Genomic DNA, 22,534 nt, shown 5'->3' with positions numbered 1-22,534 from the left:
GACGGCGGCATGCAGACAAGCAGAAGAAAACCTGTGATTCCCGTGGACGGCCTCGAGCGCAACGTGCTCGACGTCGTCCTTATTGCGGTCGGCTCTTTTATTACGGCTCTGGCATTCAATTTGTTTTTGCTTCCCAATCAGATCGCTTCCGGCGGCGTATCCGGGCTGTCGATCATTATCCATGAATGGTTCGGGCTCGAACCGGCCTTTACGCAGTGGTTGTTCAATATTCCGCTGTTCGTCGCCGGGGTGATCTTGCTGGGCCGTCAATACGGCGTTCGGACGCTGATCGGAACGGTGTGCCTGCCGCTGCTGATCTATCTGACGCGGGACTGGCCGATTCCGACCGCCAATCCGCTGCTCGCTTCGCTGTACGGCGGCATCGGCGTGGGTCTCGGCCTCGGTCTGGTTTTCCGCGGACGCGGTTCGACCGGAGGATTATCGATCGTGGCGCAGCTGCTGCAAAAGTATACCGGGCTCAGTCTGTCGCTGTGCGTGATGCTGACCGACGGAACGGTGATCGCGCTCGCGGGCTTTACGCTGTCGCTTGAGAACGCCCTGTATGCGCTGATCGGATTGTACGTGACGGGGAAAGTCATCGACGCGGTGGAGATGGGGACAAGCTATACCAAAGTCGCCTATATCATTACCGATAAAAAAGAAGAAATGACCTCGGTGATCTTGAAAGACTTGGATCGAGGATTGACCGAGCTTACCGGCAAAGGCGGATATACCGGAGAATCGCGCCCCGTGCTGATGGTCGTGATCGGACAGAGCGAGACCAGCCGTCTGAAAACGCTGGTGCGTTCCGTCGATCCCGAAGCTTTCGTCGTCATCAGCAACGCGCAGGAAGTATTGGGCAAAGGGTTTAAGATTCAGATGTAAAGATAACTCGTAAAGTATGATAAACAGAAACGGCTCCAAAGCATATGCCCGGAGCCGTTTTTTTCTATTTGATTACGATAATCCGTCCTTTTCCGCTGCCAACTGTTCAATCTCAGACAGTGTCAGCCCGGAGATCCGTGCCGCTTGCTCCGTAGACATGCCCTCTTTCAGCAGCTTACGGGCGATTTCCGTCCTTGCGGCTGTTTCTCCTTCGGCTCTGCCTTGAGAAATACCTTGAGCAATACCTTGAGCAATACCTTGAGAAATGCCTTGAGAAATGCCCTGAGCAATACCTTGATCGATGCCTTTAGCCATTCCTTCGGCCAAGCCGTCTTCCAAGCCTTTGCGTCTCATTTCATAATATTCATCGCGCAGAATCTTGGTCAGATTAGAAATCATGATATCCGCTCCTTTCGGGTCGTTGAATTCATCCAGCATGCGATTGACCTGCTCGGTTTCTTTGGGATTGATCATTTTGAACCAGGACTTGAACAGTTGAAAAAGTTCGGGACTCAAGTTTTTCAGCACACGACTTGATTTCCGCAGACGATCCGTGAACATTCGGCTGTCGGGTTCTTGTTCAACCAAAAAAACAAGGGCCATCAGATTCTCGAGAGCTTCTAAATGAGCTTCTTCAAGCCGTTTGACATCAATCAGCAGATAACGAAAGTCCAGCAGCTCATCGCCGAAATACTGTTCGCCGTCCTGCATGTTGCGGAAAGAACGAACAGCCGTCCAAGGCGCTTGCCCGTTGTACAAGACAATCGGTACGATCGCGGGCAGCTTATAGCCTTTTCGCCGGGTTTCGCCTTCCTGCGCGTTTCGTTTGACATCTCGCCAAATCTCCGTCATATACGTAAGCAGGCGGTGCGGCATTTCGAAATCGACTTTGGATTGCAGTTCCAACAGCACATAGAAATAAAACTCTTGCCCGAGCAATCTGGCCTTGTAAACGATATCGGACTCTTTTTCCATATAATCGCTTAAAACATAAGACTTGTCGACCCTGATCAGATCTTCTTCCGAAATCTTTTTGACCCATTCGCTGTCTACGAAACTATGCAGCAGCTCGGCAAACAGTTCTCGACTGGACAATAAAAGCTTGTAAGCTTTATCGTACGGATGATGGACTTCGATTTCCGACTTTTTGTTCATACCCAGACGCCTCTCTTTCGTTGAAATAAGCGAAGTTTTAACAGAGAAGATCGCGCCTGGGCAATGTGCGAAGGATCTTTGTAAGCATTATAACTCTTTTTTCGAGAATAGGGAACATAGGTTCTTATTTACCGTGAAAATAGCTTTCTCCCGCAGAATGTGAACTTTTACCGGAAAGGTTGTATTTATATGATACCGAACGTATAATAATACATATTATTTTGATTCTATGCACGGATTCATTCGGAAATCGGGAAGAACGGGGGACGGAAAGATGAGTAATCCAAAGATCAGAGCGGCAATCGTCGGAGCGACCGGTTACGGCGGAGCAGAGTTGGTTCGGCTGCTTCAAGCGCACCCTTATGCGGAAGTGAGCTGCGTATTGTCTTCGTCGAACAGCGGCACGCCGCTGAGCGGAAGTTTTCCTCATTTGACGAATATTATCGAGTCGGATCTGGAAGCGATCGAACCGGCAGCGATCAAAGCCAAAGCGGATGTCGTGTTCCTTGCCACGCCGGCCGGCGTAAGCGCGGAGCTGACGCCGAAGCTGCTGGAACAAGGACTGAAGATTATCGATCTGTCGGGCGATCTTCGTCTCAAAGACGGAGCCGTCTACGAAAAATGGTATAAACGTTCTCCCGCATCGGACGACGTGCTGGCGCAGGCCGTATACGGGTTGAGCGAAATATACGGAGAAAAGGTCGCGGGTCAAACGGCGATTTCCAATCCGGGCTGTTTTCCGACGGCGACGCTGCTGGGCCTTATTCCGGCGGTCAAAGAAGGTTGGATCGATCCGGCGACGATCATCATCGACGCCAAAACGGGCGTATCCGGCGCAGGGCGCGGAACCGGACTCGGCACGCATTACAGCGAGATCAACGAGAGCGTGAAAGCTTATAAAGTCAACGCGCATCAGCATATTCCGGAGATCGAGCAGGCGCTGAGCGAAACGGCGGGGCAGGAAGTGGTCGTTACGTTCGCCACGCATCTGATTCCGATGACGCGCGGGATTCTGAGCACGATGTACGCATCGGTAAACGGATCGAAAACGACGCAGGACTTTGTCGATCTGTACCGAAGCTTCTATAAAGGAAGACCTTTCGTGCGCGTGCGGGAGAACGGCGTTCTTCCGGCGACCAAAGAAGTAACGGGTTCGAACTACTGCGATCTCGGCTTCTCCGTCGACGAGCGCACGGGACGCGTTACCGTCGTGTCGGCGATCGACAACATGGTCAAAGGCGCGGCAGGGCAGGCGATCCAGAACTTGAATCTGATGATGGGCTGGGACGAGGCGACGGGCCTGAATTTCGTTCCCATGTATCCTTGATCGGCAGAACGATTATATAGCGAAAGGCGGAAGTCTCTCATGGCAGTTCCTTCTTACACCGTCGTCGAAGGCGGTTCGATCATCACCCCGCGCGGATTCCGGGCGGCCGGTCTGCACTGCGGCCTCAAAAAAACGGAGCGCAACGACATCGGCGCGATCGTCTGCGAAGTTCCGGCGGCAGCGGCGGCTGTGTATACGACGAATATCTTTCAAGCGGCTCCGCTCCAGACCACGCGCGAGAGCCTCGCTAACGGCGTGCTGCGCGCCGTGATCGTGAACAGCGGCAACGCCAACGCCTGCACGGGCAAGCAGGGCGACGCGGACGCGTACGAGATGCGCGCTCTGGCGGCTCGGAGTTTCGGCGTCGAAGAAAACGACGTGGCGGTAGCTTCGACCGGCGTCATCGGCGAGAATCTGAAAATGGACCGCGTACGGGACGGCATCTCCCGGCTCGCGGGCGTGCTGACCGGCGAAGCCGACGGAGGCGAGCAGTTCAGCCAAGCGATTCTGACGACCGATCTGGTGAAAAAAGAGCTGTGCGTATCCGTACAGATCGACGGTTCTCCGGTCAAGATCGCGGGCGCGGCCAAAGGCTCGGGCATGATTCATCCGAACATGGCGACCATGCTGGCTTTCGTCACGACGGACGCGAAGATCGGTAGCGAGGCGCTGCATGCGCTGCTCAAGCGCACGACCGACGATACGTTCAACATGATTACCGTCGACGGCGATACCAGCACCAACGACATGTTGGTCGCGATGGCGAGCGGATTGTCCGATCAGAAGAAGGAACTAAGCGAAGAGCATCCGGATTGGGCGGCTTTCGCGGAAGCTTTCGCGGCCGTGTGCGAGCATCTGGCCAAAGCGATCTCCCGCGACGGCGAAGGCGCAACCAAGTTGGTCGAAGTCGTCGTGAGCGGCGCGGAGAGCGCCGAATCGGCCCGCGCGATCGCCAAGACGGTCATCGGGTCCAGCTTGGTCAAAACGGCCGTATACGGCGCGGACGCCAACTGGGGACGCATTATCGCCGCTGTAGGGCGCGCGGGCGTTCCGGTGAATCCGCATACCGTGGATATCAAGCTCGGCGACATCGTCGTGCTGACGGCTTCCCAGCCGGTAACGTTCGATGAAGACGTCGCGTTGGAATATCTCAAAGGCGACACGGTCTCGATCTTCGTCGAACTGAATATGGGCAGCGAAAAAGCGACGGCTTGGGGCTGCGACCTGACTTACGATTACGTGCGGATCAACGCGGCGTATCGGACTTAAGACGGCGAAGGAGGACGAGCATGAACAGGCAGCCTTATTTCTATAAAAGCGGCGAAAGCGGATCGGCTTCTCCCGAAGCCGGATCGACGTCCGCGTCGACCGCGTCGTTCGTCATGAAGTGCGGCGGCAGCACGCTGGCCGCGCTGCCGGAAGCATTCTTCGCCGATCTGGCGGAGCTTCAGGCCAGCGGCGTCAAGCCCGTGATCGTGCACGGAGGAGGCCCGGCGATCTCCGAGAATCTGGAGAAGCTCGGGATTCCGACCGAGTTCGTGAACGGCCTGCGGCGCACGACCGAAGACGTGCTGGACGTCGTCGAGATGGTTCTCGCCGGAACGATCAACAAATTGATCGTAAGGCGCATCCAGTCCGCCGGCGGACGGGCGCTCGGGCTGTCCGGTTCGGACGGCTCGCTGATTGAGGCCGAACCGGTAGCGAACGCGGCAGAGGTCGGCCTCGTGGGCGACGTCGTCCGCGTGGAAGCGGACATCGTCGCCGGCATTCTCGGCATGGGCTATATGCCGGTCATCGCGCCGCTGGGCGTCGACGCGGCGGGGCAGCGTTATAACATCAACGCCGACACCGCCGCCGGCGCGGTGGCATCCTTCATCGGCGCGCAGCGGATGATCGTGGTCACCGACGTGCCCGGCATCTTGAAGACGATCGACGGCGTCAAGACCGCCCTGCCTTCGGTGACCTTCGCCGAGATCGAGGCGATGATCGAGAGCGGCGAGATCTACGGCGGCATGATCCCGAAGGTCCGCGCCGCCATGAAATGCATCCACGGCGACGTGCAGGAAGTCGTCATCGTGGACGGAAGCGAAAACCGCGTCCTGAGCCGCCTCCTGTCCGGCGAACAGATCGGAACGGTAATCCGACGATAAAGCTCCTACGAATAGGGTTTTATCCCGACCGTTCGAGCCGAGCCTCTTGTACAGAAGCCGAAGCTCGGGTGATATAGAAAGCAAGGACTTTAAGGCAAAGACTTTGAAGCAGCGATGAAACGAAGTTTGCAGAGAGTCGGTAAGTTTTCACTTCGAAGAAGCTGCTAAAGTCGTTGGTCATTGGTTGTTCTGTGAATGAAAGAGAATCGATACATAGAATCGATTCTGTGTCCCCGTATTAAAATATTTTGACCGATCACGACGTGCAAGCGTACCAAGCGGAGGGAGAAGTCCAGTGTAGGAGCGCCAGCGTTCGCCTTTGAAATCGGGAAACCCCCACTGAAATTTCTAATGAAGTTTCCCGATTTCAACAAGCGACCGAAACGGACTTCTCCCGGAGCCTCTCGCCGAACTCAGGAAGGAGCGTGCAAAATCATGACCCAAGAAAGCGCATTGTTTCAAACCTACGCCAGATACCCGCTCGCCTTCGTCAAAGGCGAAGGCAGCCTGCTGTGGGATGCGGAAGGCAACCAATACCTCGACTTCATGAGCGGTCTGGCCGTAACCAATCTCGGCCACGCCCCGAAGAAGATCGCCGACAAGCTCAAAGAGCAGATCGACACCCTCTGGCACACGTCCAACCTGTTTATCGTGCCGAAGCAGGAAGAAGCCGCCAAGAAACTGGCCGAAGTCGCGCAGGCCGACGCCGTGTTCTTCTGCAACAGCGGCGCCGAAGCCAACGAAGCCGCGATCAAGCTGGCCCGCCGTTATTTCCAGAAAGTCAAAGGCGAAGAGCGCTACGAGATCGTCACCCTCGGCAAATCGTTCCACGGCCGCACGCTGGCGACGCTGACCGCGACCGGACAAGACAAAGTCAAAGAAGGTTTCCTGCCGCTGCCGGCCGGTTTCGTGACCGTGCCTCCGCATGATATCCAAGCGATCGAAGACGCGATCAACGAACGCACCGCGGCCGTCATGATCGAGATGGTGCAGGCCGAAGGCGGCGTCTATCCGCTGGATCAGACTTACGCCAAACAGATCGAACAGCTCTGCCGCGACAAAGGCGTCCTGCTGATCGTCGACGAAGTGCAGACCGGCATGGGCCGCGCCGGAGATTGGTTCGCGCATCATCGTTACGGCATCAAGCCCGACATCTTCACCGTCGCCAAAGGCGTCGCTTCCGGCTTCCCGGCCGGCGCCATGTTGGGACGCGCTTACCTCAAAGAAGCGTTCACCGCAGGCAGCCACGCGTCCACGTTCGGCGGCACGCCGCTCGCTTCGTCCGCGATCATCGCGACGATCGAGACGATGGAGGAAGACAATCTGCCGCAAAGAGCCGCCGAGATGGGCGAGCTGCTGATGGGCAAACTGCGCGAAAGACTGAACGGCAATCCTTTTGTCAAAAGCGTGCGCGGACTGGGTCTTCTGATCGGGATCGAATGCGCGGAGCCGATCGGCGAATTGGTCTTGGAAGGCCAGAAACGCGGGCTGCTGTTCGTACCGGCCGGACCGAACGTGATCCGTCTGCTGCCGAACCTGTACGTGACCGAAGACGAGATCGAGCAGGCCGTTTCGATCGTCGCTTCCCTGATCGAAGAGAAAGTTCCGACGCCTGACCCTACTCATGCCCAAGCATAAAATCAAGTCGCTTCGGAGCGTTTTGGGAACGCGGCCGTTAGGGTCGTTCGCCAAACGCTCTCTCTTTTTGCCACAAATCCAACACACCGGGAGGACGACTTACATGGACCTGACCCAACAAGCTCACGGACTCGCGCTCAGAGGACGCGATCTCGTCGAGCTGACCGATTATACGACGGAAGAAATTCAATACCTGCTGGATCTGGCGATCGAGCTCAAACGCAAACAGAAAGCGGGCGAGACGTTCCGTCCGCTCGAAGGCAAGACGCTGGGCATGATCTTCGAAAAGTCGTCCACGCGCACCCGCGTTTCGTTCGAAGTCGGCATGTTCCAACTCGGCGGGCACGCTCTTTTTCTCAGCAAAAACGATATTCAGCTCGGCCGCGGCGAAGCGATTCCGGATACGGCCGGCGTGCTGTCCCGCTACCTTGACGGCATCATGATCCGTACTTTCGGGCACGAGAACGTGACAGAGCTGGCGAAATACGCGGATATCCCGGTCATCAACGCGCTGAGCGATCTCGGCCATCCGTGCCAAGTGCTCGCGGATCTTCAGACGATTCAGGAGCACAAAGGCGCGCTGCGCGGCAAAAAACTGGCTTATATCGGCGACGGCAACAATATGGCCCACTCGCTGCTGCTCGGCGGCGCGAAGATGGGCATGGACGTGAGCATCGCCAGTCCCGAAGGCTACGAATCGGACGCCGATATCGTGCGTCAGGCGCGCGAGATCGCGGAGCAGACCGGATCGAAGATCGCGATCGTGCGCGACGCGCGCGAAGCGATCGAGAACGCCGACGCCGTCTACACGGACGTCTGGGCGAGCATGGGCTTCGAAGAAGAACAGAAAGTCCGCGAGCTGGCGTTCAAAGATTATCAGGTGAACGAAGAACTCGTGCAGTATGCGAAAAACGACTATCTGTTCCTGCACTGTCTCCCGGCGCACCGCGGCGAAGAAGTGAGCGCGGGCGTGATCGACGGCAAAAACAGCGTCATTTTCGATGAAGCCGAGAACCGTCTGCACGCGCAAAAAGCGGTCATGGCGACGCTGATGGCGTAACCGCTGCCGATCCGGTAGTGTTTTTATGTAAATGAGTTCGGCCGACGGCGTAGTCGTTTCGACGTTAGGCAGGAGAACGCGGCATGCGCGGCGAACATGAATAGATCGAATTTGAATTTTTAGAGCGGGGGAATGAAGAATCATGGCAAAAGAAAAAATCGTGCTCGCGTACTCCGGAGGACTGGATACGTCGATCATCTTAAAGTGGCTCAAAGAAACGTACGACGCGGAAATCATCGCTTTTACGGCGGATATCGGACAGAAAGAAGAACTGGACGGCCTCGAAGAAAAAGCTCTGGCCACCGGCGCTTCGAAAGTGTACATCGACGACCTGCAAGCCGAATTCGCTTCGGACTTCATCTTCCCGATGTTCCAAGCGGCGGCTCTCTATGAAGGCCAATACCTGCTCGGCACCAGCATCGCGCGTCCGCTGATCGCCAAGCGCATGGTCGAGATCGCGCGCGCCGAAGGCGCCACGATGATCGCGCACGGCGCGACGGGCAAAGGCAACGACCAAGTTCGTTTCGAACTCGGCGTAGCCGCTCTTGCTCCTGACATCAAAGTCGTCGCTCCGTGGAGACTCGACGAGTTCCGCGACACGTTCCCGGGCCGCGCCGAGATGATCGCGTACGCCGAGAAACACGGTATCCCGGTCACGGCATCCGCCGCGAAACCGTACTCCACCGACCGCAACCTGCTGCATATCAGCTACGAGAGCGGCGTGTTGGAAGATCCGTGGTTCGACCCGAGCGCTCCGGAAAACAAAGACATGTTCCTGCTCAGCGCCGATCCGCAGGACGCCCCGGACGAGCCGGAAATGCTGGAAATCGAATTCGAGCAGGGCAACGCGGTATCGCTGAACGGCGAGAAGCTCAGCCCGCTCGAAGTGATGAACAAACTGAACGAACTCGGCGGCAAACACGGCATCGGCCGCGTGGACATGGTCGAGAACCGTTTTGTCGGCATGAAGAGCCGCGGCGTCTACGAGACACCGGGCGGCACGATCCTGTTCACCGCTCACCGCAAAATGGAATCCCTGACGATGGACCGCGAAGTCATGAACCTGCGCGATTCCCTGCTGACCCGTTACAGCACGCTGGTCTACAACGGCTTCTGGTTCGCGCCGGAACGCCTCGCGCTGCAAGCGCTGGTTACGGAAAGCCAGAAAAACGTGACGGGTACGGTTCGGGTGAAACTGTATAAAGGCAACGTCATCGGCGCCGGCGTCAAAAGTCCGGTCAGCCTGTACAACCCGGACATCGCCACGATGGAAGCCGATCCGAGCCAAGCTTACGACCAGAAAGACGCGACGGGCTTTATCCGCTTGAACGCGCTTCGACTGAAAGTGGGCACAGGGGTCGAGCAGAAGAAGTAGGCTTTGAAAACAAAGCCCAGTGCGCAAGTGAGGAAAAGGCTTGGACTTGGCTTACGGGCAAGATTCGTTTCGGTCGCTTGTTGCAATCGGGAAGCTGGATTAGACGCAGAGGAGGCTTCCCGATTGCAAAGGCGAACGTTATCACTCCTACACTGAATCTTTCCCTCCGCCACTAGGCCTTTTCCAAGCGCACAAACTTCTCCTCTCCCCCTGAAAAGGGAGAGGAGAAAGGAGAAGAGCATCCGGCTTTGTTGCTAAGCCGGACAAAGCGCGCCGCGGAAACCCGGTCCTGCGCACAGGACCTTGCGAAGCCCAAAAGGTTCCCCTCCGAACGGGAACCTGGCCGCACAGGAGCCGCGAAGCCGCTCCGCCTGCGGCCCCGGGTTTCGGTCGAACAGGGCCAAGCGAAGCGGCCCGCCTTCGACCCGCCCTAAGTCCCGCCACGCGCCGCACCAGGCAGCGAACAGCTGCCCGCGCGAGGCACCCGAACCCAGCCGAAAGCCGCGGCCGCCGAAGGCAGGCCGAAGCGGCTGGCACCAACCGCCAACACCACCAATAAACAGTAAAGACCTCCCGCCGACAGCGAAGAAAATCTCTGCCGCGTCCGGGTGTCCAGAGGGCGGCTGCCCTTTGGGGCCCTCCCCTCGGGGGAGGGTTTGGGAGGGGGAGGAGCCGATATGAGTAAACTATGGGGAGGCCGTTTCACCAAGCCGACCGACCGTTTGGTCGAAGAGTACACCGCCTCCATCAATTTCGATAAAGCGCTCGCCGAAGAAGACATCCAAGGCAGCTTGGCGCACGTTGCCATGCTCGGCAAATGCGGCATTATTCCGCAGGCCGACGCCGACACGATCGCCGAAGGTCTGCTGAAAGTGCTGCACAAGATCGAAGCCGGAGAAGTCGAATTCTCCGTATCCGACGAAGACATCCACATGAACATCGAGAAGCACCTGATTCAGGAAGTCGGTCCGGTCGGCGGCAAGCTGCATACCGGCCGCAGCCGCAACGACCAAGTGGCGACCGATATGCACCTTTACCTGCGCGGACGCGTGGTCGAACTGACGGGCCTCGTACAAGCCGTGCAGCAGGCGCTGATCGACCAAGCGAAGCAGCATACGGGCACCATCGTTCCGGGCTATACGCACTTGCAGCGCGCGCAGCCGATCCTGTTCGCGCATCATCTGCTCGCTTACGTCTCGATGTTCCAACGCGACGCCGAGCGTCTGATGGACAGCTACAAGCGTATTAACGTCCTGCCGCTGGGCGCGGGCGCGCTTGCCGGCACGACGTTCCCGATCGACCGCCATTTCGTGGCCGAGCAGCTCGGTTTCGACGGCGTGTACGAGAACAGTCTGGACGCGGTCAGCGACCGCGACTTCATTCTGGAGTTCTTGTCCGGCGCTTCGATCCTGATGATGCACATGTCGCGCCTCTGCGAAGAGCTGGTGCTGTGGAGCAGCACCGAGTTCGGCTTCGTCGAACTGGACGACGCGTTCTGCACGGGCAGCAGCATCATGCCGCAGAAGAAAAATCCGGACGTGGCCGAACTGGTCCGCGGCAAGACCGGACGCGTGTACGGCAACCTCATGGGCCTCTTGACGGTGCTCAAGTCGCTGCCGCTCGCGTATAACAAAGACATGCAGGAAGACAAAGAAGGCATGTTCGACACGGTCGCGACGCTGGACGGCGCGCTGCGTTTGTTCGCGCCGATGATCGCGACGATGCAGGTCCGCACGGGCCGCATGCGCGAAGCCGTGAACAAAGACTTCTCGAACGCGACCGACATCGCGGACTTCCTCGTCGGCAAAGGCCTGCCTTTCCGCGACGCGCACGAAGTCATCGGCAAGACGGTGCTGTACTGCATCGAGAACGGAAAATACCTGCTCGATCTCAGCTTGGACGAGTTCAAATCGTTCTCCGATCTGTTCGACGAGAAGATCTACGACGTGCTCCAGCCGGAGAACGTGGTCAACGCCCGCAACGTCTACGGCGGTACGGCGACCGTGCAGGTCGAAGCGGCGATCGGGCGCGCGCAGCAGACGCTCGAATTGACGACGGAATGGCTGGACGGCCGGCTGTAACGCCCGATTCTGATTTCCGCGTCCGCGGTTATCGGCATAAGCCGGCTTCGGGCTCGGCAGGCTTGGCCTTTTACGGATCGGCTTGCGAATAGGGGCGTCTCCTTCGAGGAGACGCTTTTTCGCTTTATATCGAGCTGAAAAATTTCGACATTCTTTGCAGAAATCCGCGGATAGAGTAAAATGTAAGCAAAGCGGCGGCTCCTCTCGAAAAAGCGGCAACAGGGCTAAAGGTGCACGATTGCCGCGGACTGCGAGGCGTACCGTTTATGTTGAAAGAGTTATTCGTGAATTTCACGATTTTGGCGACGATGTTGTTTTTCGGCAACGTCTTATTGAATCGTTTTCGCCATTCGCCGCTTGCGGCGCATTCTGCTCTGTGGATGCCCGGCTTGGCGGGTCTTGCGCTAGGCGGAGTGGGAATGATGCTGATGGAGTTTTCGTTTCCGCTGGCTTCCCATACCATCGTCGATCTGCGGCAGAGCGCGATCATTATCGCGATCTACGCGGGAGGAATTCCCGGCGGATTCATCGCTACGGCCGTCATCGCGGTTTTTCGTTTGTTTTTTTTCGGTCCGTTCGGAGTGTCTTCGGTTATCGGAGCAGCGAACGCGGTCGTGACTTTCGTTCTGATCGCGATCGTTTTGCGAAAAGGACAGTTGAACGGACAACGATGGACAGCCGCTTTTGCCGTGCAGTTTATCGTGCTTATGATCACTCTTTATGTTGCCGTAGGACCGCAGGTATTGATGATCGCTCCGCTCATCGCTTTGATTACGGCGGGAACCGGGATGTTCATTTTCTTGATGCTGCGCCATCTGCAAAATTCCAACCGATCGTTCGCGATCATGGAAGACGCGGCGCATCGCGATTTTCTGACCGGTTTGTACAATCCGCGGGCTTTTTCGCTCGCTTACGAACGTCGTGTCAAGCTGGCTCTGCAAGATCGAGAAGGGTTCCGCTTCGGTCTTATTCTGCTCGATATCGATCATTTCAAAAAGGTTAACGATACGTACGGCCATCCTGCCGGCGACGTCGTTCTGCGGCAAGTGGGCAATATTCTGTCGGTTTGTTCGCCGATCGGCGGGCACTGCGCGCGCAGCGGAGGAGAAGAATTCGTGGTTATCGTCGACCGCCCGGACGAAGAGACCGTCGCGCGTACGGCGGAGCGCATCCGATTGACGATAGAAGGGCATCCGTTCCTGCTCGAGGACGGAACGCGTCTGGACGTGACCGTCTCGCTCGGCTACGGATTGTCGGACGAAGGCTCGCCCAAAACGTTGTTTCAACGCGCGGACTCCGCTTTGTATCTGGCGAAAGAATCCGGCCGCAATCGAGTCGCCAAAGCGGCAGCCGGATCGGAAGAGACGGGAAACGTGATGTCTCTTGCTCGTTGAAGACCGTTTTTTGTTTGCTGACTATGCGGCCTCGCCAAAAAGCTCCGTTTCCGCTCAGGCGGATTCGGAGCTTTTTTATAGGGCCGAAACGAAAAACGAATTACTTCTTCGGCTCGTCCGCCTCAAGCGGCAGCCATTCCAAGACGCGTTGGATCATTTTGTCCCAATAGCCCCATTCGTGTTCGCCCGGGCCTTCTTCGTAAGTAAAATCGAGCGTACCGGCTTCCGCGGCTTTGCGGAACGTCTGATTGTCCGCGTACAAGAAATCTTCCGTGCCGCAGCATTGATACAATTTCGGTTTCGGTCCGTTCGATTTCGATACGCGATCCAACAGGAACAGCAGATCGTCTTCGCTGCCGCGTACGGTCCGGTCGCCGAAGATGGTTTGCAGCAGTCCCGAACGCGGATTTTCCGGGTTCTCGGTCATGGCCGCGATATCCGTAGCGCCCGACAAACTCGCGCCGGCCGCGAACAGGTCCGGACGGCGCAGCGCCAGTTTGAACGCTCCGTATCCGCCCATCGACAGACCGGCGGCGAAGTTGTCTTCGCGCTTGGCCGACAGCGGGAAGAACGAACGGGCCAGTTCCGGCAGTTCTTCGCTGATAAACTCCCAATATTTTTCGCCGTATTCCATATCCGTATAGAAGCTGCGATGAACTTGCGGCATCACGATCGCGATGCCGTAAGCCGCGGCGTAACGTTCGATCGACGTGCGGCGCAGCCAGATCGTATCGTCGTCGGACAGCCCGTGCAGCAGATACAGCGTTTTATGCGGACCGGGACGTTTGACGTTCTCCAAGCCGATCTGCGAACGGGTCTGCTGCGGCAGAATCACGGTCATCGAAGTGCTAAGACCTAACGATTCGGAGAAAAAGTTGCAGGACAACAAAGCCATGTTTGAATATGCCTCCTTCAAATGAGCGCGATAGAAACGTTTATAGAAAACGCTTTACTTTTCTAACAGTTCGTCCTTCCCGACTCGTTTCCTGCCTGCGCCGCCGAACTCTTCCGAACTAGGTTCGAAAGACCTAAATAATCGTTGCCGGTCGCTGCCCGAGGCACCTATAATGAAAGAAGGACAAAAGGTCGATATAGAAGAAACTATGGTCTTTTCGGCTGGTAAAGGGTTACCGTTGCTTAGACGCGCCTGAAGGAGGAATTTCGTTGCTGGAGCGGCTCAAAAAAGAACAGGGCTTTACATTGATCGAAGTATTGGCGGCTATGCTGATCGTATCCATCGTCGCGCTAGCTTTCACGGCTTATTTCGGGAATGCCCTTACGTTTGCCAAAACCAATCAAAATAAAACGATTATGTCCAATTTGGCTCGAAATGCTTTGGTGTATATGCAAAAACAGGATTTCACCCGGCTAAAAGAGTATTTCGATTCGCCTGATGCTACCGTTGTCCGAACCGGTGATGCGCTAAACCAACGGCGCGTAGGCATTACGCCGGAAACCTTCGGAAGCTGCACGAACGCGGATACAGGAGCGTGCAAATTCCGTAATATTTTCGAAAACGGAAATTTGCAGCCTACCATGGCGGTGCTTCAACCAAGCGTCAACGGGATTCAGTATCGGATCGTGATCGAATATCAGCAAAGTCTGAACCGTTCGAACGATACCGGAGGTGCTTTGCTGCTGCCGATCAGCGCGACGGTGACTTCGGTTTCGCCGGGAGCCGCAGGACCGGGAGCGGATGCGGTTACCGTGGAGGGATATGTGAATGCGCAATCGATTCGTTAAAGCTTGGAAGCGGGAAGAAGGCGTGACGCTGATCGAACTGCTTGCCGTATTATCGCTGATGGCGATCATTTTGGGCGTCATTTCTACTACCATTTTTTTCGGATTTCGCAGTTATAATCAAGTCTCGGTCGAAAATCGTCTGCGCGAAGAAAGCGATATTCTGATGTCCGCCATCATTACGGAGTTATATGCCTATGCGCCGGATCGCGTTTATGCGTTGGCGGACGGAACGGGTTTCGATATGGTGCATGTGGATGAGCTGGGCAATGAGCAGACCAACGACAAAGTTACGATCCGAATCGTAACGCCGGACCCCGAACATTTTCCGCAGCAAGGCCAGCTGCAGATCCAAAAAGCGCAAATTCTGAATTCGAGCAATCCGCCCGTCGATCCCTACGAAGCTACAAGAATCGCTAACGGAAGTATCGTCAACGGACTGTCTTCGATTACGCTCGAAGGCAGCAAAGTCGGCGGCTTCAATTATTACACGACCGGGCTGATCAATATTAAGTTGGTGCTTGCGCTCGGTTCGGGCACGGGGCAATCGCAGCTTCAACTCGAAAGCCGATTCGGGTTCTAAAGGTTCAATGAACAGAAAGGGGAACAAGCTGGCATGAGACGTTTCCGTGAAGAAAAAGGCTCCGCTCTCGTTATGGTCATGTTTATGATGCTCATTCTTACACTGCTTGGCGTCGCGGTATTGAGTGCGGCCGTAGGCGGAGCAAGACGGACCCTCACCCGAGAAAACGATATTCAGAGCTTACAGCTCACGCAAAAAACGCTGGACGAGTCGGTGGCGTATATCGCTTCCAAGCTGGACGGCAAAACGTTGAAAGCCGATATGCTGGGTTCGACGTTGCAAGACGTATTGTCGCAGATTCCGGCTTTGCAGGCCAGTAATGCGACTAACGGTTCCGGCGTCAAAACGGAATTGGCACTCGCTTCGACCCGCCTGCTGTCGGCTACGGCCAGCGACGATTTTGCAGGCAGCGGATTGAAAGGCAATTCCTCTTATACCGTAACGTTAATCGCGCAAAGCGATATCAACGGCGTTAAACGAATTCTGAAGCAGGACGTCAAAGTCAGTTTATACCCGGACTTTCTGAATTACGCGTTCGGTTCGGAAAAGGATCTGATCTTGAACGGTTCGCCGACGATCAAAGGCAATATCTACGCAGGCAACACGCTTCGCGTCAGCAATGTGGCGAACTACGCGTACCGAGGCCAAAACTTGCAAAAGCCGAGCTTATTCCCCCGGATGGTGGAACGCGCGGACAAAACGCAGCCGCTCGCTTTCGTCCAGTCTTTGGACGCGTTTACTCTGTCGGAAAACGGCTATGCGCCAAGGCCGGTAAACCGAGGAGCCGACGGATCGGCATTAAGCGGAGATCTCACGATCGCCAATGTACGCAAAGCGTTGAATATCGATTTGAGCCAGGTCCGGATACGCAAAAACGAACAATTTGTTCAGGTAAATGTCGATCAATCCTTCCGGGACAAGTTCGGTCAAGCGCTCGGAATAAGCGATTCGGTGGACATTCCCGATTACTCTGCCTATTTGAACAATGTTCCGAATGCGCTTAAAATGCCGATCAAGCCGAAGGAACCCGTTAAACCGGTCGATCCGCTGTCCAGCGACAAGACCATACAGGATCAATATAAAAAAGATCTCGATGCGTACGAGAAACTATATACGAATTATATTCAGGTCGAACTGCCGAACTATCAAAAAGCGTTAAACGATTTGAAAACGGCGTTGACTACAATGACCGGAACCGTCGTGTTCAACGGCGACCTGAATGTGGACGGCGATTGGCTCAAAGGCTTGATTCAGACTCAGCGAAGCGCTTCTTCTTGGCTGATTGTTAACGGTAATCTGACGATCAACAATACGTTAGATAATACGCCGCTCAATCTGTACAGCAGCGTACTGGTGACCGGCGCGGTGAATCTGGGCGGTAAAATCAATGTCGATTCGACGCTGCTGACGCTCGGCAATACCAAAATCCAAGACGCGACCATTACCGGAGCTAACGGAGACAAAGAAATCGTACTGATTTCCAAAGGGCCGATTTTGTTGAACCGGGTCGATGCGTTCACTCAAGCCAATGTAGCGCAGACGCTGCGCGGATTTTTCTATACCGACGCGACAGCCGAATTGTACGGGGTCGGTTCCAACTTCGATTTGCAAGGCGGATTTTTCGCCAAAGGCAATCTGACCGTCAATGCGGTAGTCGGCAATTCGGTAGAAGACGCAAGCCGGCAAAATATCATTTTCGACGATCAAACCGTATCCAAAACGAGCCGCTTCAAAGTCGATTACAATGATCAGGTCTTCGAGCATCAGGGATTGGCCTTGCCTCGGGTCGATCAAATCAGTGTCAAAGCGGACAAAATCGAGCTGCTTCAGGAATCGCAAATTCCGGGCAAATGATATAAAAAAAGCTTCCGACCGTTTGCGAACGGTCGGAAGCTTTTTTGTGTCTTGAAAGGATCGCTTACGCGTCAATCAGTAGCGATCGCCGTCTGTCGGCGCGTTAGGATCGGCCGCTTTGGCTACGATGACTTTGGTGGTCGCCGTAATTGCCGGCGATGTCGGCGTCCGTTGATAAGTGACGGTCACGACCACTTCGCTGCCTTCTTTAAGTCCCGTCACCACGCCGTTCGGATTGACGCTGACGCCCGAAGGATCGGCGCTGGTCCAAACCAGTTGATTTCGGATGTCCGATACCGCGATCGAGATCGGATTAACCCGTAAAGGCGCGCCTGCGATCAGATCGAACGGAACGCCTTTTTCGACTTTAACGGTCGGAGGAAGGAGCAGAGCCGTAACGATCGGCTTGATGGTTACGATCCGGTCGACGGTGAAATCGCCGGCGGGCGTCGTAATCGTTGCGGTCAATTTGACTTGACCCGCATTCGATCCGGTTAAAGTCGTCGTGCTGGTGTTACCGTTGGTTGTAGCGGTTCCCAGACTCGCATAGTTCCCGATTCCCGCTCCGGTACCGTTCACGTTGGAGACCGTCCAGTTCACGGTGCCTTTAGCGCCAGGATAATTGGTCGGGAGCAGCGACGAAGTGAAATTGATCGAATCGCCTACATACACGGTATCCGGTCCGTTCATTCCGAAATCAAGCACCCAAATCGTTTTGGTGACGGTTCGTTCGATCGGATTGTCGCCGGCGGTTTTGACCGTAACGCTAATCGTGACCGGACCCGGCGCAACGCCTTGCAGGGTCGCTGTTTTGGCGGGAGCGGGACTTCCCGGCGTCAATACCGCATTGCCGTTTCCGTCCGTCACCGTCCACACGATACTGCCGATGTTGGCCGCTTCCGGAAGGATCACGGTGCTAAGGTCGATGCTGCTTCCTTTTTTGACCGTATCCGGTCCGTTGACGGCTACGCTGTTCAAGCTATCGATAATGCTGATGTCTTTGGTTGCGGTCAACGTACGAACCGTATTGGTTCTTATATTGGTAATCGTTGCGGTAGCTTGGACTTTAACCGTTCCGCTTTTCGATCCGGTCACGTACAACGAAGTCGGATCGGCTTGCGGAGCCAGCTTCACGTTGTCGGTGTTCGGGCTGATAACGGTCCAAGTCACGTTGTCGATTCTCAAATTCGTCGCGTTTACTACCGCTTTAAGATCTTTGATCGTCTGACCAACATTGACCGACGAACTTCCGTCGATCGACAATGCCGGAGCTTCGACAGTGACGAGCGCGGTGCCTACGATAGTCGTACCGTCAGAATTTTTGAGCGTCGCGGTAATGGTCGATGTGCCGGCGCTCGCCCCGGTTACGCTGACGCTGGCCGATTGACCGCCTGTCGTTCCAAGCGGGTACGAGATACTCGCTACCGAAGGCTTGCTGCTCGACCAAGTCAGGAGCGGAGTCAGATCGGTCGTGCCGTCGGTCATCGTGACCGTCGGCACGATGACCGTCGAATCCCCGACCCACAGCGACTGATCCGCCAGCGTGATGCTTTTCGTTTTGATGATAGCGTTGAAGTAAACGTCCGGGAATTGGATTGTGCGGCTTTCACCCGGTGTAGGCGCTGTAGTCGAAGGCGGCTCTATACCTGCAAATGCAGCCCGATTCAATGTGATGCTTCCCGAAGATACCAATTGATTGGCTACAATGGAACCGGAGAGAGAACCGTTACCATTGGCATAATTGACGATGGCATTTGGAGCCAATACGCTGCTGTCTACCTTTGATCCGTTACCGCCGGTTTTGGGGAACAGGCTGGTCGGAGCATTGCCTACATACAGATTTCCGGTTCCCGTATAGTTGATCAGCGTCCGGGAAGGATCGGCAGAGACTACGTTCGATAAACGCAAAGTCCCTCCAGAAATATTGACAACTGCGGAAGCGCCGGCCGGTACGATAATTTTAAGATCATTCATGTCTGTCGTATCCGCGCTTGTAATATTGAATACGTTGAGCCCGGGATTCGAACCGGTTAACGTAATGACTCCGCCGCTGTCGGTACCCGAAGCGGGTTGCTTGGTTCCGTTCGATGTCAAATTGGCATAAGAGTTCGACAATTGAACGAGCTTGCTTTTGGAATCGGCAAAATTGAATGCTTGAGAAATCTCGTTTTTCAGAGCTGTCGCATCTCTTTGCGTCGGCTGCGGATTCAGATAATTAGGCCCGCTATAAGCACCGCCGTAAGACGTTTGCGCCGCGCTTCCGCTGGCATAACCGAATTTCAAATCGCCGCCGATCAATGCCCGAGAGAACTCGTTGAAATTAAATCCGGGCGCCGTCAAATTGCCTTTGGCCAAAATCGCTCCGTTATAGATATTGCCTTTGGTAATCGTTAGATTTCCGCTGGTAACGAAGCCGATATTGGAGGCATTCAAATCTGCACCTACGGTTGCCGAAGTATCTACATTTCCGTTGATGGCAACTCCGCCTTTAATCGTACCTTCGGCCAATTTTAAGTCGGAACTTCCCAGCACGATCAGACTGTAATCTTTCAACTGTTGCAGCGTCGAAGCAAAGGCGGAAGGCGAGTGGACATCTTCGTAAGATAACCGCGCTTGATTCAGATTATACGTTCCTTTTTGCGTCGGAATCGTATCGAGATGGAACGAGAACGTGCTGCCTTTATTGGGCTCGTACGAACTGCCGTTTAACGTATACGTGATTTTGTCGAACGTTTTGCTTAACGTATAACCGGTGCTTGCCGTACCCGTTTTGGTCATGCCCTGCGGAAGCGTTCCGGAAATTTCAAGACCGGCCGGAAGCTTTTCCGTATACGCGATATTCGAGATCTCCAACGTTTGCAGACCGTTTTCGCCCGAACGAATATCGGCGGCCGGAATCGACTGCGGCGTCACTTTGTACGTCATGCCTACCGTGCTTCCGGTCAGGAACTCGTAGTTGGCCGGGATCGTGTCCAGCGTACGTTCCGTAAGCAGGTTGGCCGAGACCTTTTGAATCGTCAGATCGATCGTTTTGACGGCGGTTGCCCCTTGTTTGTCGCGCGCCGTGATTTCGATCTGGATTTTGCCGTCTTTCAGCTGCAGCGGATTCGTGAATTTTTCGGTGATTACGGTGCCTTTCGGTACGCTTTTCTCCGCGATCGCCATATTGTCCACGTATTGACCGTTAACTTTGAATTTGACCGAAGAGTAAACGTTCAGGTCGTTCAAATCGAGATCGTCTACCTGATAGCTGAACACCAGTTCTTTCAAATAAGAAGGTTTGGTTGTTTCGGCCGCGGTCGGCGAGATGACGGTCACGCTCGGTGCATGGTTGGAGCCGATAAACGCGCGGAACATCGTATTGACGAACAGCTTTTGTTCCCATTCCGGGAAATTGGTATTGGTATGACCCGTACCGGAGTACGTGACGTTTCCTTTGGAATAGGTATAGTAATGATCGTAACTGTCGTCGCTGTCGCGCTTGTATGAAGCATTGTCGTTGTTTTCGCTGACGATGTTGTACCACGGCACGATCGTCGGATCTTCGAGATCGAGCATATAATACTGGTCGTGCGTCAAAGCGATCTGGCCGACGTAACCGTTCGTATTGCTTGGCGGAAGCGAAAGATCGAACGGGAACTGCGTCAACATGCCGGTATTGACGACTTTGGTTCGGGTGGACGGATTCGGCGCGCCCAAACCTAGGTTGGTGTACAATCCGGTTTGTCCGGTCGTCGCTTGGAAATTTTTGATCCAAGGATTCCATTTATCGCCGATCATGGTGTCATGGGTGAACATGACGGCTTGACCGGTCTTGATGAAGGCGTTCACGCCTGCCGCCGCCGCATCCGTCAAGCTGCTGGCAGTCTGCGAATTATAGTTGTCGACGAAGCCGAAAATAATCATGTCGTATCTGCCGTTCAAGTTGGCGTAAGAGTTGACGGTGCTTGCCGTATTGAACTCGCTGAACAACACCGGCGTGATCTGAATATCGTAATCGTTCGTTTTCAGATACGACTGCGTCATGTTGGCTGCTTTGAGCAGGCTGCTCGCATCGTTGCTCGGCATGACTTGAAGCACGCGAATCACGGTTTGCTTGTCGCGGACGCGGAAGGCGCCTTCCGCATAATCGCTTTGTCCGTTTGCGGTCAATTCCAATTTCCAATAGACCGGTCCCGAAAAAGTCTGGGGCAGTTTATAGGTCAAGGTTCCGGCACGCGAGGTAAGCGTCGAACTTGCGACCACGTTCTCGTTGGATAAAGGAAGAACTTTGTCTACGCTGGCGTACAGCTTGGCATTGACCGGGGTGCTGAAATCTTTGACGTTGTTGGCGTTAAACGTAAACGTCAGCGTATCGCCGGTAGTGTAGATTTTGGAGGCACTGTTCAGGAAGTCCTGCGGTTTGGACGTGATTTCCACGCGCGGTCTCTGCTTGTACAGGGCTGTTCCGTTTTTGATATTGGTCACGACCGTGTTCAATTGGCTGTCGTTGACAAACAGCGCGTTGCTCGGCCGATTGCTCAAAGAAGCGTATTTGTTGTACAGCGCGAACAAATTTCCGTTAGGCGTTTGATTCGCGATCGCGGTATTGAAAATAACCGGCAGACCTTTGAGAATATAATAGTTTTCGACGTCGGCTGCTTTGAGTTTGGTTATGTCGTTCATCACTGCGGCGGTATCGTGCGCTGCGCGCTGCTCGTTGGAAGGACCGGAAGTAAACGCGGAGGGCAGCTTGGGACTGTAGGCTCCGTTGCCGAAATAAATCGCGTCGTATTTGCCGTTCAATTCTCCGCGCATCGCCACGAACGTTTTCATGCGCATGGTGTCGACCGTGACGTTCGTCGTAGTCTTAAGCGCTGTTTGCAGCGCAAACGTCCCGTTGTCCGAGATTTCGAGAATTTTGATCTGGTAAGCGGGTTCCGTATCGGCCATCGCTTTCCAGACGCCGAACGGCACACTGACCAAAATGAGCGCGAGAACGATGCTCCAAATGCCGATGTACTTCTTTCTCAATGTGATTCCTCCCTGATTCGCCGAGTAATAAAGTAGAAAAGTCCCAGGCTTCTGCAAACGTGTCGCATCGTATTCCATTTATCTAGTCAAAGCACCAAAAAAAGAAAGGCTTGTTCGAATTCGTTGTCAAAAATAAAAGCTTATGGTATATAATCATTTTAGGTCATAAGCCTTACGTTCTCAATACTAATTACACAGTTGTACTAAATAAGTTGTATGAAATTATGGCTGTGCGCGTTATTTTTTGTTTTTTTTATTTTTCTCTAAAAAAGCCCTCCC

At 54.9% G+C, this 22,534-nt stretch carries 15 protein-coding genes; 12 read left to right on the top strand and 3 right to left on the bottom strand.

All coding sequences use genetic code 11. From position 1 onward, the window contains the following. Positions 1-9 precede the first annotated feature (9 nt). Positions 10-885: a YitT family protein gene (locus CDO73_RS21815; RefSeq protein WP_088490643.1), complete on the top strand. Its 876-nt coding sequence runs from the start codon at positions 10-12 to the stop codon at positions 883-885. Between the two features lie 72 nt (positions 886-957). Here CDO73_RS21815 and CDO73_RS21810 read toward each other — a convergent pair whose 3' ends face one another. Continuing rightward, entirely contained in the window at positions 958-2,040 is a 1,083-nt protein-coding gene (locus tag CDO73_RS21810; RefSeq protein WP_088490642.1) for an Rpn family recombination-promoting nuclease/putative transposase, read from the bottom strand. 274 nt (positions 2,041-2,314) lie between these two features. On the opposite strand from CDO73_RS21810, the gene argC reads away from it, so the two are divergent. The 8 genes from argC (at position 2,315) to CDO73_RS21770 (ending at position 13,065) form a co-directional block, all read left to right on the top strand. Further along, a complete protein-coding gene (argC, locus tag CDO73_RS21805; RefSeq protein WP_088490641.1) occupies positions 2,315-3,367 on the top strand; it encodes an N-acetyl-gamma-glutamyl-phosphate reductase in 1,053 nt (350 codons plus the stop codon). A 39-nt stretch (positions 3,368-3,406) separates the two neighbouring features. After that, a complete protein-coding gene (gene argJ, locus CDO73_RS21800; RefSeq protein WP_088490640.1) occupies positions 3,407-4,636 on the top strand; it encodes a bifunctional ornithine acetyltransferase/N-acetylglutamate synthase in 1,230 nt (409 codons plus the stop codon). Positions 4,637-4,749: 113 nt separating this feature from the next. Further along, positions 4,750-5,517 (top strand): acetylglutamate kinase, encoded by a 768-nt coding sequence (gene argB / locus CDO73_RS21795; protein ID WP_256972808.1) that lies wholly within the window; start codon positions 4,750-4,752, stop codon positions 5,515-5,517. A 435-nt stretch (positions 5,518-5,952) separates the two neighbouring features. After that, positions 5,953-7,155 carry an aspartate aminotransferase family protein gene (locus tag CDO73_RS21790; RefSeq protein ID WP_088490638.1) on the top strand — a complete coding sequence of 401 codons (1,203 nt, stop codon included), beginning with the start codon at positions 5,953-5,955 and terminating at the stop codon, positions 7,153-7,155. 103 nt (positions 7,156-7,258) lie between these two features. Next, the gene (gene argF / locus CDO73_RS21785) at positions 7,259-8,215 is read left to right on the top strand and encodes an ornithine carbamoyltransferase (RefSeq protein WP_088490637.1); all 957 of its coding nucleotides are present in this window, start codon (positions 7,259-7,261) and stop codon (positions 8,213-8,215) included. A gap of 142 nt (positions 8,216-8,357) precedes the next feature. After that, positions 8,358-9,590 (top strand): argininosuccinate synthase, encoded by a 1,233-nt coding sequence (locus CDO73_RS21780; protein ID WP_088490636.1) that lies wholly within the window; start codon positions 8,358-8,360, stop codon positions 9,588-9,590. Positions 9,591-10,267: 677 nt separating this feature from the next. Beyond that, positions 10,268-11,671, top strand: coding sequence for an argininosuccinate lyase (gene argH, locus CDO73_RS21775; protein ID WP_088490635.1), 1,404 nt, complete (start codon positions 10,268-10,270; stop codon positions 11,669-11,671). Between the two features lie 266 nt (positions 11,672-11,937). After that, the gene (locus tag CDO73_RS21770; RefSeq protein ID WP_088490634.1) at positions 11,938-13,065 is read left to right on the top strand and encodes a GGDEF domain-containing protein; all 1,128 of its coding nucleotides are present in this window, start codon (positions 11,938-11,940) and stop codon (positions 13,063-13,065) included. A 100-nt stretch (positions 13,066-13,165) separates the two neighbouring features. Here CDO73_RS21770 and CDO73_RS21765 read toward each other — a convergent pair whose 3' ends face one another. After that, positions 13,166-13,960 (bottom strand): alpha/beta hydrolase, encoded by a 795-nt coding sequence (locus CDO73_RS21765; RefSeq protein WP_088490633.1) that lies wholly within the window; start codon positions 13,958-13,960, stop codon positions 13,166-13,168. A 269-nt stretch (positions 13,961-14,229) separates the two neighbouring features. On the opposite strand from CDO73_RS21765, the gene CDO73_RS21760 reads away from it, so the two are divergent. From CDO73_RS21760 to CDO73_RS21750, 3 genes are read left to right on the top strand one after another with little or no spacing between them, the layout of a single operon-like run. Beyond that, entirely contained in the window at positions 14,230-14,808 is a 579-nt protein-coding gene (locus CDO73_RS21760) for a prepilin-type N-terminal cleavage/methylation domain-containing protein (protein ID WP_179218785.1), read from the top strand. Further along, on the top strand, positions 14,789-15,388 hold the full coding sequence (locus CDO73_RS21755; protein WP_088490631.1) for a pilus assembly FimT family protein: 600 nt from the start codon (positions 14,789-14,791) through the stop codon (positions 15,386-15,388). Before CDO73_RS21760 ends, CDO73_RS21755 begins: the two co-directional genes overlap by 20 nt. A 33-nt stretch (positions 15,389-15,421) precedes the next feature. Further along, positions 15,422-17,242, top strand: a complete 1,821-nt coding sequence (locus tag CDO73_RS21750; RefSeq protein WP_088490630.1) for an MPN domain-containing protein — start codon at positions 15,422-15,424, stop codon at positions 17,240-17,242. Positions 17,243-17,317: 75 nt separating this feature from the next. On the opposite strand, the gene CDO73_RS21745 is transcribed toward CDO73_RS21750, so the two are convergent. Next, positions 17,318-22,255, bottom strand: a complete 4,938-nt coding sequence (locus tag CDO73_RS21745; RefSeq protein WP_179218784.1) for a DUF5057 domain-containing protein — start codon at positions 22,253-22,255, stop codon at positions 17,318-17,320. Positions 22,256-22,534 lie beyond the last annotated feature (279 nt).

The sequence above is a fragment of the Saccharibacillus sp. O23 genome, assembly GCF_002205895.1.
In the GTDB taxonomy this organism is placed as follows: domain Bacteria; phylum Bacillota; class Bacilli; order Paenibacillales; family Paenibacillaceae; genus Saccharibacillus.
This window is presented reverse-complemented; position numbering and strand designations above follow the sequence as displayed.

What these genes read in the sequence shown, in the direction of transcription:
- CDO73_RS21815 (WP_088490643.1), top strand. Translation starts at nt 10, where the DNA reads ATGCAGACAAGCAGAAGAAAACCTGTGATTCCCGTGGACGGCCTCGAG.
- CDO73_RS21810 (WP_088490642.1), bottom strand. Translation starts at nt 2,040, where the DNA reads ATGAACAAAAAGTCGGAAATCGAAGTCCATCATCCGTACGATAAAGCT.
- argC (WP_088490641.1), top strand. Translation starts at nt 2,315, where the DNA reads ATGAGTAATCCAAAGATCAGAGCGGCAATCGTCGGAGCGACCGGTTAC.
- argJ (WP_088490640.1), top strand. Translation starts at nt 3,407, where the DNA reads ATGGCAGTTCCTTCTTACACCGTCGTCGAAGGCGGTTCGATCATCACC.
- argB (WP_256972808.1), top strand. Translation starts at nt 4,750, where the DNA reads ATGAAGTGCGGCGGCAGCACGCTGGCCGCGCTGCCGGAAGCATTCTTC.
- CDO73_RS21790 (WP_088490638.1), top strand. Translation starts at nt 5,953, where the DNA reads ATGACCCAAGAAAGCGCATTGTTTCAAACCTACGCCAGATACCCGCTC.
- argF (WP_088490637.1), top strand. Translation starts at nt 7,259, where the DNA reads ATGGACCTGACCCAACAAGCTCACGGACTCGCGCTCAGAGGACGCGAT.
- CDO73_RS21780 (WP_088490636.1), top strand. Translation starts at nt 8,358, where the DNA reads ATGGCAAAAGAAAAAATCGTGCTCGCGTACTCCGGAGGACTGGATACG.
- argH (WP_088490635.1), top strand. Translation starts at nt 10,268, where the DNA reads ATGAGTAAACTATGGGGAGGCCGTTTCACCAAGCCGACCGACCGTTTG.
- CDO73_RS21770 (WP_088490634.1), top strand. Translation starts at nt 11,938, where the DNA reads ATGTTGAAAGAGTTATTCGTGAATTTCACGATTTTGGCGACGATGTTG.
- CDO73_RS21765 (WP_088490633.1), bottom strand. Translation starts at nt 13,960, where the DNA reads ATGGCTTTGTTGTCCTGCAACTTTTTCTCCGAATCGTTAGGTCTTAGC.
- CDO73_RS21755 (WP_088490631.1), top strand. Translation starts at nt 14,789, where the DNA reads ATGCGCAATCGATTCGTTAAAGCTTGGAAGCGGGAAGAAGGCGTGACG.
- CDO73_RS21750 (WP_088490630.1), top strand. Translation starts at nt 15,422, where the DNA reads ATGAGACGTTTCCGTGAAGAAAAAGGCTCCGCTCTCGTTATGGTCATG.